Below are 14,903 nucleotides of genomic sequence, written 5' to 3'. Positions count from 1 at the left end.
TGCGGTACTGAACGGCAATGCTGCGTCGGACACGCGCAGGCAGGCTAGCCGCCGAGCGCGGCGCGATGCTCAATCGACGGTATGGATGATGGGGCGGGCAAGCGGCGGCGCGGCGGCGGACAGCGCCGTGCCGGCTTCGGATGCGGGTGCCGCTGGTGTCTGGATCGTCAGCGTCGGCGGCGCGGAGTCGGCCGGCGGCGGGGCGATCGATGGGTCGCCGGGGTTAGCGGCGGAAGGCTCCGTTGAACTGATCGTGTTCGTGCTCGCGGGCGGTTCGTCGTTGCTGCATGCTCCCGCTAGCGCGCACAGCGCGATGACCGTCACGGCGCCGGTCAAACGTTTGCGACGCGGCGCGCGAATCGGCTTCGACACGAAAGGCATGGCACTGTCTCCGGGCGGGGAAGGGATGCCTCGCCATCGAGTGCCGAGGTCAGCGATGCAGCAGCATAATCGCCGATCCGTGTAAGTTTTATGAAGTACGTGTAACAGGTGGGGCGCCGCTTATCGCTGCGCGCGAACGAACGCCGCGACAGCGTCATTGAGCGCGGCGGGCGCATCGCGATGCGGCGAGTGTCCGCATGCGTCTAGCTTGACGAGTTGCGCGTGCGGCACGCGCGCGGCGATCGTGTCGATCTGCGCCATCGTGCCGTAGTTGTCGTCGTGGCCCTGGATCGCGAGCAGCGGTCGCCGGATCGGCGCGAGCGCCTCGACGATCGACCAATGCCTGAACTCGGGATCGAGCCAGATATCGTTCCAGCCGTAGAACGCGGAATCGACGTCCGCGTGATAGCGGGCGAGCTTCGCGCGCAGATCGGTGGTTTCGTAAAGCTGCTTCGTCTGGGCGATGCTTTGCACGGAGATGTCTTCGACGAATACGTGCGGTGCGATCACGACCGCGCCCGCGAGCGCATCGGGATACAGCGCCGCGTACAGCAGCGCGATCGAGCCGCCGTCGCTATGGCCGATCACCCACATGCGCTGGCGTTGCCGCAGGTCGATATCGAGCGCGTCGAGCAAGGCGGGGAGAACGTCGCGCGCCTGTGCGGTCATGAAATCGACCGGCCATTTGTCTTGAGGCGCTCGCGGTGTCGAGAGTCCGTAGCCGGGCCGCGAATAGACGAGCCCGCGCATGCCGAGCCGCTCGCACAACGTCTGCGGCCAGTCGCGCCACATCGCGATCGAGCCGAGACCTTCGTGCAGGAAGACCGCGATCGGCGGATCGTCGTGTTGATCATTCGCCTGCTCGTTGACCCAGCGGTACTCGATGCGCAGCGGCCCATGCGACGCGGTTGCCGGCAGTTCGGCGAAGCCGCTCGCGGCATTCGCGGAGGGAGTAGCGGGGGCGGCACCTCGGTTCTGCATCAAATGAATCACCTATGACAGTTCGCGCAGTTTGAAGCGTTGAATCTTGCCGGTGGCGGTCTTCGGCAGATCGTCGGTGAACACGATGTCGCGCGGATACTTATGCGGCGCGAGCCGTTCCTTGACGAAGGCCTTCAGCTCGTCCGCGAGCATCTCGGACGGCATGAAGTCGCGCTTGAGCACGACGAACGCGCGCGTTTTGACGAGTCCGCCATGATCGACGCCGACCACCGCCGCTTCGAGCACCGCCGGATGCGCGACGAGCACCATCTCGACCTCGACCGGCGACACATACTGGCCGCTTACTTTCAGCATGTCGTCGCTGCGGCCCGCGTACACATAACAGCCGTTCGCGAGACGCCGGTACTTGTCGCCGCTCCTGATCCATTCGCCGAGAAACGTCGCGCGCGTTTTCTCGCGATTGCTCCAGTACATCAGCGCCGCGCTCGGCCCCTTGATGAACAGGTCGCCGACTTCGTCATCGGGCACAGGCCGCCCAGCTTCGTCGCGCAACTCGACTTCGTAGCCGGGCACGGGGCGCCCGGTCGTGCCGTATTCGACTTCGCCCGCGCGATTCGACAGGAAGATGTGCAGCATCTCCGTCGAGCCGATGCCGTCGAGAATCTCGGCGCCGAAGTGCGCGGTGAAGCGTTCGCCGACGTCGCGCGGCAACGCCTCGCCGGCCGACGCGCATACGCGGATCGCAACGTCGGCGCGCGCGGGCAGATTGGGCGACACCAGCATGTTCGCGTACAAGGTCGGCACGCCGTAGAACACCGTCGGACGATGCTTGACAAGGCGCGTGAAGATCGCGTCGGCGGTCGGCCGTTCGGCCATCAGGATCGCGGTCGCGCCGACCGACAGCGGAAACGTCAGCGCGTTGCCGAGCCCATATGCGAAGAACAGCTTCGCCGCAGAAAACACCACGTCGCTCTCGACGATGCCGAGCACCGGCTTCGCATACAGCTCGGCGGTCCAGTATAGATTCGCGTGCGTGTGGACAGTGCCTTTCGGCTTGCCGGTCGAGCCCGACGAGTAGAGCCAGAAGGCGATGTCGTCCGCGTTGCTCGCGCAGCTTTTGAGCGCGGGCGGCGCGGTGTCGACCAACGTTTCGAAGCGCGGCGCCGTAAGCGGCTTTTCGGTGGAAGCGTCAGGCTGCGAGACGATCAGCTGGCAGCCGTCGTCGTCGATGCTGTTCAGCGCCTGCGTCACGTTGGGGAGCAACGGTTCCGACACGATCACGGCTCGCGCATGGCTGTGCGTCAGCATGTACGTATAGTCGGCGGCGGTCAGCAAGGTGTTCGCGACGACCGGCACGATGCCGGCGTACAGCGCGCCGAGAAACGCGACTGGCAACGATACGGTGTCGAGCATCACGAGCAGCACGCGCTCCTCGGGATGCACGCCGAGCGCCAGCAGTGCGCTGGCGCAGCGCCGCGCGCGCTGTTCGAGTTCGCCGTAGGTCGTCGCGCCGTGGTCGTCGATATAAGCGACTTTGCTCGCGCGCGCTTCGTTCAGCTGGAACAGATGCCTCGCGAAGTTGAACAGCGGGGGCGGCGGCGCAACCGGCTCGCGCGCGCTCGTTTCCAGCAGGGCTTCCATATGTCTCCTCCATCCGTGGACGCGGTCCGGCTTTTGTGCTCGTGATCCGCTCGATGCTTGCCGCTCGCCGCTCACGCGCGCGTGAATTCGATCGCCCCTTGCGGCAACAGATACAGCACCAGCGCCTCGCCGTTCGCGACGGTCGGACGATGCGCGGAGCCGGGGCCGTACACGCACCAGCCGGCCGGATGGCCGTCGAACGTCGCGCCTTCGGTGAGCGGCATGATCAGATCGATCTCGCCGTGCGGATGGACGTGGTGCGGACCGGCAATGTCGTGCATATCGACGACGTCGACGGAAAAGTCGTGCGTGTCGGGCAGCGCCTTGAAGATGCGGCCGTAGCGGATGCCGCCGGCCTCGCGATTGCACAGCCAGCCTTCGGCGACACCGCTGCGGCACGCGTTCGCGAGTTCTTGAAAGGTGGGGCTGTCGGCCGGCCAGGTTTCGTTGAGCCAGTCGGCAAGCGCGGCGTCGAGCGGCCGCCCGGCGAGTTGCCCAGTGACGCCTGCAATCAGGCGCTGGAATTCCTGTGCGGACATGCGAGCCTCCAGAAGCGCGCTCACGCAGGCCGGATGTCCCGCCGCCGAACGCCGGATGGCCGGCCCGCGGAACTTTGGTGCATGCGCAGTGCGGCGCCGTCTCCGTGACGCGGCCGGACTGCAAGCGCGGCGCGCGACTGTGTTTGTGATTGGATCAGCTTTTGGCGAAAATTAAACCGTTCACCTGGTGCGTGTCAAGCACTATAGTACATGTGTCGTAGTCATGAGGTCGCAAAACATGAACCAAAAGTATCCTCCTCCACCGTTGGACGCAACCGACGACGCGGCCCGCGCCGAACCTCCCGAACGCGCGGGTGAACGCACGGCCGAGCGCGGCGGCGAGCGCGAAGAACGCGACCCGTTTCTGACCGCGATGGGCGAACGAGTGCGTTTGCTGCGCGCGCGCCGCGGCATGACGCGCAAGACGTTGGCGGCCGAAACCGGTTTGTCGGAGCGGCATCTGGCGAATCTCGAATCGGGCGTCGGCAATGCGTCGGTGCTGGTGCTGCGGCAGCTCGCGGCCACGCTGAACTGTCCGCTCGCCGAGGTGATCGGCGACGAAACCACCGCGTCCGCCGAATGGCTGCTGATCCGCGAACTGCTGCAGGGGCGCGACCAGGCGGCGCTGCAGCGCGCGCGCATCGCGCTTGCGGAGATGTTCGCGCAGGCGCCGCGCGACCCGCATCGCAAGGACCGCATCGCGCTGATCGGTCTGCGCGGCGCGGGTAAGTCGACTCTCGGACGCATGCTCGCGCAGGAGCGCAAGGTGCCGTTCATCGAGCTCACGCGCGTGATCGAACAGCTTGCGGGCTGTCCGCCGTCGGAGATTCATTCGCTGTACGGCGCGAGCGCGTATCGACGCTATGAGCAGCGCGCGCTCGAAGCGGTGATCCACGAGCATTCGCGCGCGGTGATCGCATCGCCGGGCGGGCTCGTGTCGGAATCGGGCACGTTCAACGTGCTGCTGTCGCACTGCTTCACCGTGTGGTTGCAGGCGACGCCCGAGGAACACATGCGCCGCGTCGTCGCGCAAGGCGATCTGCGGCCGATGTCCGGCAACCGCGAAGCGATGGACGACCTGAAGCGCATCCTCGCCGGGCGTGCCGAGTTGTACGGGCGCGCCGACATGACGTTCGACACCAGCGAAAAGACGCTCGCCGATGCCTACCTGCAATTGCGTGACCGTCTCGCCGCGCGGCTCGCGGCGGAAGCGCCAGACGAAGCGCGGGTGAACTGACCGATCGGGGCGCCAGGGTTTCCACGTAAAAGTGCACTAAAGTGCTTTACGTGTGTATGTAGATGCACTATTGTTCAAAAAAAGATCGCATCGTCCAGTCAGGAGACGCCCCATGTCCACAGCCCCCACCGCCGTTGCCGAGGCCGCGCCGGTCGACTACCGCACCGAGCCGTCGCAGTACAGGCACTGGAAGCTGAACTTCAACGGCCCGGTCGCGACGCTCGGCATCGACATCGCCGAGGACGGCGGCATTCGCGACGGCTACAAGCTGAAGCTCAATTCGTATGACCTCGGCGTCGACATCGAGCTGCATGACGCGATCCAGCGGATTCGCTTCGAGCATCCGGAAGTTCGCACGGTGGTGGTGACGAGCCTGAAGGACCGGGTGTTCTGCTCGGGCGCGAATATCTTCATGCTGGGGCTGTCGTCGCACGCGTGGAAGGTCAACTTCTGCAAGTTCACGAACGAAACCCGCAACGGGCTCGAAGATTCGTCGCGCCATTCGGGGCTTAAGTTTCTCGCCGCGGTGAACGGCGCATGCGCGGGCGGCGGTTATGAGCTCGCGCTCGCCTGCGACGAAATCTATCTGATCGACGATCGTTCCTCTTCGGTGTCGCTGCCGGAAGTGCCGCTGCTCGGCGTGCTGCCCGGCACCGGCGGTCTCACGCGCGTGACCGATAAACGCAAGGTGCGCCACGATCGCGCGGATATTTTCTGCACGGTGGTCGAGGGTGTGCGTGGCGAGCGTGCGAAGGCATGGCGTCTCGTCGACGAAGTCGTGAAGCCGAACCAGTTCGAGCAGGCCATTCAGGCGCGCGCGCTCGAACTCGGCGCGCATAGCGATCGTCCGGCCGATGCAAAGGGCGTCGCGCTCACGCGCATCGAACGCACGGATCGCGCAGACGGCCTCGGCTATCAGACGGTCGACGTAACGATCGATCGCGCGAAACGGGTGGCGACCTTCACCGCGCGCGCGCCGCGCACCGAGCAACCGACCGACCTCGCCGCGATCGTCGCGGCTGGCGCCAACTGGTGGCCGCTGCAATTCGCCCGCGAGCTCGACGACGCGATCCTGTCGATGCGCACCAACGCGCTCGACATCGGCACCTGGGCGTTCAAGACCGAAGGCGACGCTCGCCACCTGCTCGCCGTCGATGCGACGCTGCTGCAGCACAAGGATCACTGGTTCGTGCGCGAAACGATCGGCATGCTGCGCCGTACGCTCGCGCGTCTCGACGTGTCGTCGCGTTCCATCTTCACGCTGATCGAGCCGGGTTCGTGCTTCGCCGGCACGTTCGCCGAACTCGCGTTCGCCGCCGATCGCACTTACATGGCCGCGCTGCCCGACAACGAGGACGAGGAGCCGGCGATCACGCTGTCGGAAGCCAACTTCGGTCTGTATCCGATGGTCACGCATCAGTCGCGGCTCGCGCGGCGCTTTTACGAGGAAGCCGAGCCGCTCGACGCGGTCCGCGCACTGATCGGCCAGCCGGTCAAGGCGCTCGACGCCGAGCGCCTCGGTCTCGTCACCGCGTCGCCGGACGATATCGACTGGGCCGACGAAATCCGCATCGCGCTCGAAGAGCGCGCGGCGATGTCGCCCGATGCGTTGACGGGCCTCGAAGCGAATCTGCGCTTCAATGGGCCGGAGACGATGGAGACGCGCATTTTCGGCCGTCTCACCGCCTGGCAGAACTGGATCTTCAACCGGCCGAACGCAGTGGGCGACAAGGGTGCGCTCAAGGTGTACGGCAAGGGCAGCAAGGCGCAATTCGATGTGTCGCGCGTGTGAGATGCCGCGCGCTCACTCCGACTAAACGACGCCGCCTGCCGATACGCGCCTCTCGCCACTGCAGCTTCCGAACAGGGAATTGACCCAGGGAACCGACCATGTCCTCGATCAACTACAGCGAAAAGATTCCGAACAACGTCAACCTCGCCGACGACCGCGCACTGCAGCGTGCGCTCGAACAGTGGCAGCCGAACTTTCTGTCGTGGTGGGGCGATATGGGTCCGGAAGGCTCGCACGGCTACGACGTGTATCTGCGCACCGCGACCAGCGTCGACCCGGGCGGCTGGGCGCATTTCGACTACGTGAAGATGCCGGAGTACCGCTGGGGCATTTTCCTCACGCCGGGCGAGCAGGATCGAAAGATCCACTTCGGCGAGCACAAGGGTGAAGCCGCGTGGCATGACGTGCCCGGCGAGCATCGCGCGAACCTGCGCCGCATCATCGTCACGCAGGGCGATACGGAGCCGGCTTCGGTCGAGCAGCAGCGTCACCTCGGCTTGACCGCGCCGTCGCTGTACGATTTGCGCAACCTGTTCCAGGTCAACGTCGAGGAAGGCCGACATCTGTGGGCGATGGTGTATCTGCTGCATCGCTACTTCGGCCGCGACGGTCGAGAGGAAGCCGAAGCCTTGCTCGGCCGCCGCTCGGGCGACGACGACAATCCGCGCATTCTCGGCGCGTTCAACGAGAAGACGCCGGACTGGCTCGCGTTCTACATGTTCACGTACTTCACCGACCGCGACGGCAAGTTCCAGTTGTCGGCGCTCGCGGAGTCGGGTTTCGATCCGCTCGCGCGCACCACGAAGTTCATGCTGACCGAGGAAGCGCATCACATGTTCGTCGGCGAATCGGGCGTGTCGCGCGTGATCCAGCGCACCGCTCAGGTGATGAACGAACTCGGCACCGACGACGTCGCGAAGATTCGCGCGGCAGGCGTGATCGATCTGCCGACCATCCAGCGCTATCTGAACTTCCATTACTCGGTCACGATCGACCTGTTCGGCGCCGATCATTCGTCGAACGCGGCGACGTTCTATAGCTCGGGCCTGAAGGGCCGTTACGAGGAAAACAAGCGCGACGACGATCATCGGCTGAGCGAGCATAGCTACAAGCTGCTCGACGTGCAGGACGGCAAGCTCGTCGAGCGCGAAGTGCCGATGCTCAATGCGATGAACGAAGTGCTGCGCGACGATTACATCAAGGACTCGGTCTCGGGCGTCGGGCGCTGGAACAAGGTGCTCGAGAAGGCCGGCATCGACTTTCGCATGACGGTGCCGCACAAGGCGTTCAACCGGCAGATCGGCACGTTCGCGGGCACGCGGGTGTCGCCCGATGGCCGCGTCGTCAGCGAAGCCGAATGGGTCGCCAACGAAGCGAAATGGCTCGCCACGCCGGAAGACCGTGCGTTCGTCGCGTCGCTGATGGGCCGCGTCGCGGAGCCGGGCACGTTCGCGAACTGGATCGCGCCGCCCGCGATGGGCGTGAACCGTCAGCCGGTCGATTTCGAATACGTGCGCTTCAACTGAAGCAGGCGAAGCACGAAAGGCGCGCCCTCCGCGCGCCGTATTGCGAGGTGGAGGAAGTCATGAACGGCCCAGTATCGATCGAAATTCTGCGGCAGCATCTGATCGATCCGGAGATCTGCATTCGCTGCAATACCTGCGAAGAGACCTGTCCGATCGATGCGATCACGCACGACGACAACAACTACGTCGTGAAGGCCGACGTCTGCAACGGCTGCATGGCCTGCGTGCCGCCGTGCCCGACCGGCGCGATCGACAACTGGCGCACGGTGTTGAAAGCCGATGCGTATTCGATCGACGAGCAGTTCACGTGGGACGTGCTGCCGGAGCAGAACACGATGGCGGTGCCGGCTGAAGAAACGGCGGCCGCATCCGCCGCGGGCGACAGTTCCGCCGAAGCGGACGGCCTCGAAGTCGACACCGTGCGCGGTGCGGTCGTGCCGCCGTGGTCGGCCGCGAAGCCGTATGTGAATCTGTACACGCACAAGGCGCCGACCACCGCGACGGTGGTCGGCAACTACCGGCTCACCGACAGCGCGACGTCGAGCGACATACATCACATCGTGCTCGATTTCGGCTCGATGCCGTTTCCGGTGCTCGAAGGCCAATCGATCGGCATTCTGCCGCCGGGCGCTGCCGCCGACGGCCGCGTGCACCACGCGCGCCAGTACTCGATCGCAAGTCCGCGCGACGGCGAGCGGCCCGGCTATAACAACGTGTCGCTGACGGTCAAGCGCGTGTCGCAGCAGCACGGCGACGCGATCGACGGCGTCTGCTCGAACTATCTATGCGATCTGAAGAAGGGCGACGTGGTCAACGTGATCGGCCCGTTCGGCAGCACCTTCCTGATGCCGAATCATCCGAACTCGCATCTGCTGATGATCTGCACGGGCACCGGTTCCGCGCCGATGCGCGCGATGACCGAGTACCGCCGGCGCAAGCGCCTGAAAGGCGCGACCGGCAAGCTGATGCTGTTCTTCGGCGCGCGCACCAAGGAGGAGCTGCCGTACTTCGGGCCGCTGGCGAATCTGCCGAAGGATTTCATCGACACCACGCTCGCGTTTTCGCGCACGCCGGGGCAGACGAAGCGCTACGTGCAGGACGCGATGCGCGAACGTTCGGCCGACGTCGCGAACCTGCTGAGAGACGACAACACCTATATCTACGTGTGCGGCCTCAAAGGCATGGAAGACGGCGTGTTGCAGGCGCTCAAGGACATCGGCGAGCTGCATCAGATCGATTGGGAAGCATTGTGGGCGAAACTGAAGCGGGAAGGGCGGCTGCATCTGGAGACGTACTGACGCAGTGATCGCGCGCGAATCATTTTGAAAATCGCGGACGGTTTGCTACAGTCGGCCCACACAGCCGGCCGCGCGCCGGCGTCCCCATCGCCAAATGCGGCAGTCCGCCACCTGCGCAGCCACTCAGACGGAGCCGTCCGATGAAGCCGATTCGTTCACTCGCGATGGCCGCGCTATTGCAGGCGGTGCTGGCGCATCCGGCGAGCGCCGACGACCTCGCGCAAATCAAGGCATCGGGCGTGTTCCGGATCGGCACCGAAGGCACGTACGCACCGTTCACCTATCACGACGACGCGGGCAAGCTGACCGGCTTCGACGTCGAACTCGCCAGCGCGATCGCGCAGCGTCTGGGCGTCAAGCCGCAATTCATCGAAGGCAAATGGGACGGGTTGATCGCCGGTCTCGACGTCAATCGCTATGACGCGGTGATCAACGAGGTCGCGGTCACCGACGAGCGCAAGCTCAAATACGATTACTCGGACCCGTACATCACATCGCACGCGGTGTTGATCGTCGCCTCGGACAATACGACGATCAGATCTTTCGATGACCTGAAGGGCCGCAAGTCGGCCAATACACTGACCAGCAACGTCGGCAGGATCGCGGCCGCGCACGGCGCGCAGGTGATCCCGGCGCAGGGCTTCGACGAATCGATCGATCTGCTCGTCGCGGGACGCGTCGATGCGACCGTCAACGATTCATTGTCGTTTCTCGACTATAAGAAGCGCGTGCCCGACGCGAGGATCAAGGTCGTCGCGGTCGATACGTCGCCCGATAGCAGCGACAAGTCGGCGGTATTGATCCGCAAGGGCAATCCGAAGCTGCGCCTCGCGATCGACGACGCGCTCGCCCGCATCAGAAAAGACGGTACATATCAGCGGATTTCGCTGAAGTACTTCGGCCGGGACGTGTTTCAGTGAACCTCGGCCGGGGCTGACGCGGATAAATTCACGGTAAAAAGAAGGGGCGTCGTCGAGACGCCCCTTCTTCGTTACCGTCAGCCATTTGAACATGCGGCGCACCGCACGTTCAACGCGGCAGACCCTGACCTCACACCGTCGCGTCGCTCAGCGCGGCGTCGAAGAAACGCTCCTGCGCATCCGCGTTCACACGTGCATACGCGCGGTTCACGCCGCTGATCACCGCGCGAATCGACGCGGTGATCAGGTTCGCATCGACACCGACGCCGAACGCGCTGCCGGCCACATCGGCGCCGGCCATTTCGGCGATCGCGATCGCACGTGCATCGGCGCCCTGCGTGAGCGCGCGTTCCTCGTAGTGCTGGATGCGCACGGGCACGTCGAACGCTTGCATCAGCGCGTCGAGCGGGCCGTTACCGGCGCCCGTCAGCACGCGCGGCGTGCCGTTGATTTCGACGTTGAGCTTGATGTGCTCGCGGCCGTTATGCTCGGACAGGCTGTGGCTGATATAGCGGACCGGCTCGGCCGTGCGCACGTATTCCTGCTGGAACAGTTCCCAGATCTGCGCGGGCGTGACTTCCTGGCCGCTGTCGTCGGTGAAGCGCTGCACGGCCGAGCTGAAATCGACCTGCAGGCGGCGCGGCAACACGACGCCGTAGCTCTGCTCGAGCAGATACGCGATGCCGCCCTTGCCCGACTGGCTGTTCACGCGAATCACGGAGTCGTAGGTGCGGCCGAGGTCGCTCGGATCGATCGGCATGTACGGCACTTCCCAGATGGCGTCCGGCTTCTGCGCGGCGAAGCCCTTCTTGATCGCGTCCTGGTGCGAGCCCGAGAACGCGGTGAAGACGAGATCGCCGACATACGGATGACGCGGATGGATCGGCAACTGCGTGCATTCCTCGGCTGTGCGCGCGACTTCGTTGATGTTCGAGAAATCGAGCTCGGGATCGACGCCTTGCGTGTACAGATTCAACGCGAGCGTGACGAGATCGACATTGCCGGTGCGCTCGCCGTTGCCGAACAGGCAGCCTTCGACGCGATCCGCGCCCGCCATCACGGCGAGCTCCGCGGCGGCGACGGCGGTACCGCGGTCGTTATGGGGGTGGACGGAGACGATCAGCGAATCGCGGCGCGCGAGATTGCGGTGCATCCATTCGATCTGGTCCGCGTAGACGTTCGGCGTGGCCATCTCGACGGTGGCCGGCAGATTGACGATCGCCTTGTGCTCGGGCGTCGGTTGCCAGATGTCGAACACCGCGTCGCAGACTTCCTTCGCGAATTCGAGTTCGGTGCCGCTGAACACTTCCGGGCTGTATTGCAGCGTGAAGTGCGTTTCCGGCTGCGCGTCGGCGAGACGCTTCACCGTGCGCGCGGCCTTCTGCGCGAGTTCGATCACGCCGCTCTTTTCGAGGCCGAACACGATCTTGCGGAAGTCCGGCGCGGTCGCGTTGTACAGGTGGACGATCGCGCGCGGGGCGCCGCGCAACGATTCGAACGTGCGCTCGATCAGATCGTCGCGCGCCTGCGTGAGCACTTCGATCGTCACGTCGTCGGGAATATGGCCGCCCTGGATCAGCTCGCGCACGAAGTCGAAATCGGTCTGCGACGCCGACGGAAACCCGACTTCGATTTCCTTGAAGCCGATCTGCACCAGCGTCTTGAACATGCGCATCTTGCGCTCGGCGTTCATCGGCTCGAACAGCGCCTGGTTGCCGTCGCGCAGGTCGGTGCTCATCCAGATCGGCGCACGCGTGATCGTGCGCGACGGCCACTGGCGATCCGTCAAATTGATCGGCTTGAACGAACGGTACTTGGTAGCGGGGTTTTTCAACATTTTCATCATCCGAGGGAGAGACCGTGGAACGGGTGTCGACCGGACGACGAAAACGCGATACTGGGCCGCCGGTCGGAAACCGGGGCTGGGTCAGTTACTGGGGATTCAAGCGATGCTTCGGTGTATCAGAGAGAAGCGGAAGCGCGCAGCAGCAGACCTAGCCCGGTAGAGCGGGCTAGTAGTAGCGATAGGGTGGTCTGGGTGCGGTACATAGTGCGCAATGGGAACATATTATTGAGATTGCGTCAAGGGCACGCAGTGGCTCGTGCCGCGTCCGATTCACGGGTGAGCTCACGAGGCGTCGTCAATTCACTGAGCAGGAGGCGAACATGAACAGGGTCGTGTGGATATCCTCCGTCGCAAGGATCTGCGCATGCGCGGCGGTGGCATGCGGGTTCGTCGGGCAAGCCGGCGCGCAGGGGCTCAGCGCGCAGAACGACATGAACGCGCCGCAGAACAGCACGCGCCTGATGCCACATGCGGCGCTCGGCAGCGAGTATCCGACGCACGGCAATCAGCAGGCGGGAGAGCTGAATCTGAATCCGACAGATCCGCGCGCGCAACTGGTCAACGGCTTGCCGAACAACCCGAGCGCGGGCGGCTATGGCGCGCCGCTGGCGGGTGTGCGTACCTACGTGCAACCGCCGCGGCCGGCGAATTGACTTCTCGTAACCGGCCGGCAGGCGCGTGAGCAAGGCCGCGAGCACGAGCGCGGCGGCGACGAGGATCAATGATCCCGCGTACTGTCCCGCGACCACGCGACGCCGCTCTACGCCCGCTTCGGTCAGAAAGCCGAGCAGCACGAACAGGTTGTCGATATTGGTGGCGGCGTAGGCGACGATCGCGAGCAGGACGAGGCTGAGCATGAAGAAGCCGGAGTCGTTACCCGGGGGGGCGCTTTGAATTCGCCGCGCAATGTGGCCAACCCGGCGGCCGATTGCGCCACCGGCCGACACGATGCCGATGCGCCGCGTCAAGGTCAAGCGGCTACAATGACCGGGGCCTCGAACAACGGAACATCGATGAAGATTCGCCTTCTCTCTGTCGCCTGTCTCGCGAGCGCCGCGGCGCTGCTGGCGGCCTGCACGATCGTCACGCGCAACTCGAACGCCTGCGAGCAATTGATGCGCGGCAAGCTGGCCGAGCCGTCGTCGGGGATGTCGTCGGATAGGCTGCGGGTCACCCATCGCGGGGCCGCGATTCGCGGCTCGCGCGTCGTGGTGGAGGGGACGATCGAGCATGTGGGGAGCGCGTCCGCGACGGCGGCTTCCGCACCGCTTGCCGCATCGGCGTCGCAAGCGGCGTCCGAGGTCGAGGTCGCCGCGAAGCCGGCCCAGCCGCAGAGGGTCCGCACGCCGGCCGCCGCCGAGTGCACATTCCATGGCGAACAGCTCGACGTGTTCCGCTGGCTCGCGCCGCCGCAGCTGGCCACGCCGGCTGCACAACCGGCCAGCGCAGCGGGCTGAGTTCGCGCCGGCGCCCCGCACCGTTGTTACGCATCTAACCGAGGCAAAGCTCAGAACGCGTAATAGGGCCCCTGGCCGGCCGATGTATTGCGCGTCGCGATCGCCGTGTAAATGCGTTTGCCGTAAAAGAACGGCAAGCCCCAGCCGAAGCCTAGACTCGAATTGCCGGCGAGATTGTCGAACGCGTTGTTCGACGACGCGAACAGCGTGTTCGAATTGGCGATGTCGAACGACACCGAGCGCGACACGCCATCGATGCCGGTGATCGACGCGTTCGCCGACTGCGTCGATGTCGGGCAGTACCAGAAGCCGCACAACGGGAACTGCGTCGAGTGGAAAAAGAGGCCGTTCGAGCCGCTGTCGAGATAACTCACCGCATAGGTCAGGCCGCCCGAGTTCGTCGTCACGTACCCGGTCGCCGAGTTCGCCCTCACAACGTTCGTGCTCGTCAGCGTATTGTTCGACTGGGTGCCGATGCCGAAGATCAACGAGCCCGAGACGCTCGCCGCGCCCGCATCGGCGACGGCGGGCAGGTCGATCACGACGCCGTTGTTATCGAGCGGGAAGCTGCTGACCGGGTTGGTCACCTGCTGCGCGAGCGGCTGCGCGGTCGCGCTGCAGCCGTTCGTCGTGCAACTGTAGTACCAGCGCGGCAAGGCGGAGTTCGCGCAGCCGTTGCCGCAGTCGACCGGGAACAGGCCCACGCCGAGGATGCCGTTCGCGTGCAGGCTCGATACGGCCAGCAGCGACGCGCCGCCGGAGTTCGCGCAGTCGGCGGGCGCGCCGGGCAGCCCGCTGTCGGCGATCAGCTGAATCGGAATCGATGACGCCTGTTGTCCGGCCATGCGCACGTCCGCGGTGCGGATCGAGCCCCACGCGTAGCCGCTGCCGAACACCGCGCATTCGGCGCTCACGCCGCTGCCCGCGGCGATGGTCGGCAGCGACAAGGTCGTCGGCAGCGCCGAGGCGAGGATGCGCAGGCCGTTCGAGCCGGTGTCGACCTGGATGTCATCGATCGTTGCGCAGTTGCTGGTGCCGGCCAGGCAGACGGTGACGCTCGTCATCAGCATGTTGCGCGTATTGCCGGGCGCCACGCCGACCGTGACCGGCTGCACGTTGGGCGTGGTCGATTGCGGCACGTTCGCGCTCGTATTCGACGCGCCCGTCGAACTGGTCGGCGCGCTCGCGGACGGCGTCGAGCCCGAGCCCGAGCCGGATGAGCCGGACGACGAACTGCCGCCTCCGCCGCCGCAGCCGACCAGGGCCGCGCAGACGATCAGAAGCAGGGCATGGAAACGCAAGGCGGATTTCATGGCGTGGCGGT

The 14,903-nt window shown here is 65.2% G+C and carries 13 protein-coding genes; 7 read left to right on the top strand and 6 right to left on the bottom strand.

Annotated features, from left to right (window positions below; translation table 11 throughout):
* Positions 1-69 precede the first annotated feature (69 nt).
* From BC1002_RS09895 to BC1002_RS09880, 4 genes are all read right to left on the bottom strand, one after another.
* Positions 70-381 (bottom strand): hypothetical protein, encoded by a 312-nt coding sequence (locus tag BC1002_RS09895; protein WP_013089905.1) that lies wholly within the window; start codon positions 379-381, stop codon positions 70-72.
* Between the two features lie 120 nt (positions 382-501).
* Positions 502-1,362 (bottom strand): alpha/beta fold hydrolase, encoded by an 861-nt coding sequence (locus BC1002_RS09890; protein WP_013089904.1) that lies wholly within the window; start codon positions 1,360-1,362, stop codon positions 502-504.
* A 12-nt stretch (positions 1,363-1,374) separates the two neighbouring features.
* Positions 1,375-2,964 carry a benzoate-CoA ligase family protein gene (locus BC1002_RS09885; protein ID WP_013089903.1) on the bottom strand — a complete coding sequence of 530 codons (1,590 nt, stop codon included), beginning with the start codon at positions 2,962-2,964 and terminating at the stop codon, positions 1,375-1,377.
* 71 nt (positions 2,965-3,035) lie between these two features.
* Entirely contained in the window at positions 3,036-3,503 is a 468-nt protein-coding gene (locus tag BC1002_RS09880) for a DUF4863 family protein (RefSeq protein WP_013089902.1), read from the bottom strand.
* Between the two features lie 238 nt (positions 3,504-3,741).
* Between BC1002_RS09880 and BC1002_RS09875 the strand changes: the two genes are divergently transcribed.
* From BC1002_RS09875 to BC1002_RS09855, 5 genes are all read left to right on the top strand, one after another.
* Entirely contained in the window at positions 3,742-4,740 is a 999-nt protein-coding gene (locus BC1002_RS09875; RefSeq protein WP_013089901.1) for a helix-turn-helix transcriptional regulator, read from the top strand.
* A 112-nt stretch (positions 4,741-4,852) separates the two neighbouring features.
* The gene (boxC, locus tag BC1002_RS09870) at positions 4,853-6,532 is read left to right on the top strand and encodes a 2,3-epoxybenzoyl-CoA dihydrolase (protein ID WP_013089900.1); all 1,680 of its coding nucleotides are present in this window, start codon (positions 4,853-4,855) and stop codon (positions 6,530-6,532) included.
* Positions 6,533-6,630: 98 nt separating this feature from the next.
* Positions 6,631-8,058, top strand: coding sequence for a benzoyl-CoA 2,3-epoxidase subunit BoxB (gene boxB / locus BC1002_RS09865; RefSeq protein ID WP_013089899.1), 1,428 nt, complete (start codon positions 6,631-6,633; stop codon positions 8,056-8,058).
* 59 nt (positions 8,059-8,117) lie between these two features.
* Positions 8,118-9,356, top strand: a complete 1,239-nt coding sequence (gene boxA, locus BC1002_RS09860; RefSeq protein WP_013089898.1) for a benzoyl-CoA 2,3-epoxidase subunit BoxA — start codon at positions 8,118-8,120, stop codon at positions 9,354-9,356.
* A 140-nt stretch (positions 9,357-9,496) separates the two neighbouring features.
* On the top strand, positions 9,497-10,276 hold the full coding sequence (locus tag BC1002_RS09855) for an amino acid ABC transporter substrate-binding protein (protein WP_013089897.1): 780 nt from the start codon (positions 9,497-9,499) through the stop codon (positions 10,274-10,276).
* A gap of 130 nt (positions 10,277-10,406) precedes the next feature.
* Here BC1002_RS09855 and leuA read toward each other — a convergent pair whose 3' ends face one another.
* Positions 10,407-12,113, bottom strand: a complete 1,707-nt coding sequence (gene leuA / locus BC1002_RS09850; RefSeq protein ID WP_013089896.1) for a 2-isopropylmalate synthase — start codon at positions 12,111-12,113, stop codon at positions 10,407-10,409.
* A gap of 329 nt (positions 12,114-12,442) precedes the next feature.
* On the opposite strand from leuA, the gene BC1002_RS09845 reads away from it, so the two are divergent.
* Positions 12,443-12,775, top strand: a complete 333-nt coding sequence (locus BC1002_RS09845) for a hypothetical protein (protein ID WP_013089895.1) — start codon at positions 12,443-12,445, stop codon at positions 12,773-12,775.
* 360 nt (positions 12,776-13,135) lie between these two features.
* Positions 13,136-13,579, top strand: a complete 444-nt coding sequence (locus BC1002_RS09840) for a hypothetical protein (RefSeq protein WP_013089894.1) — start codon at positions 13,136-13,138, stop codon at positions 13,577-13,579.
* A gap of 50 nt (positions 13,580-13,629) precedes the next feature.
* Here BC1002_RS09840 and BC1002_RS09835 read toward each other — a convergent pair whose 3' ends face one another.
* Positions 13,630-14,892, bottom strand: a complete 1,263-nt coding sequence (locus BC1002_RS09835; RefSeq protein WP_013089893.1) for a DUF3443 domain-containing protein — start codon at positions 14,890-14,892, stop codon at positions 13,630-13,632.
* Positions 14,893-14,903: the final 11 nt, after the last annotated feature.

The organism is Paraburkholderia atlantica, assembly GCF_000092885.1.
GTDB lineage: Bacteria > Pseudomonadota > Gammaproteobacteria > Burkholderiales > Burkholderiaceae > Paraburkholderia > Paraburkholderia atlantica.
Note: the sequence above shows the minus strand (reverse complement) of the source record. Positions and strands in the feature narration are given on the sequence as shown.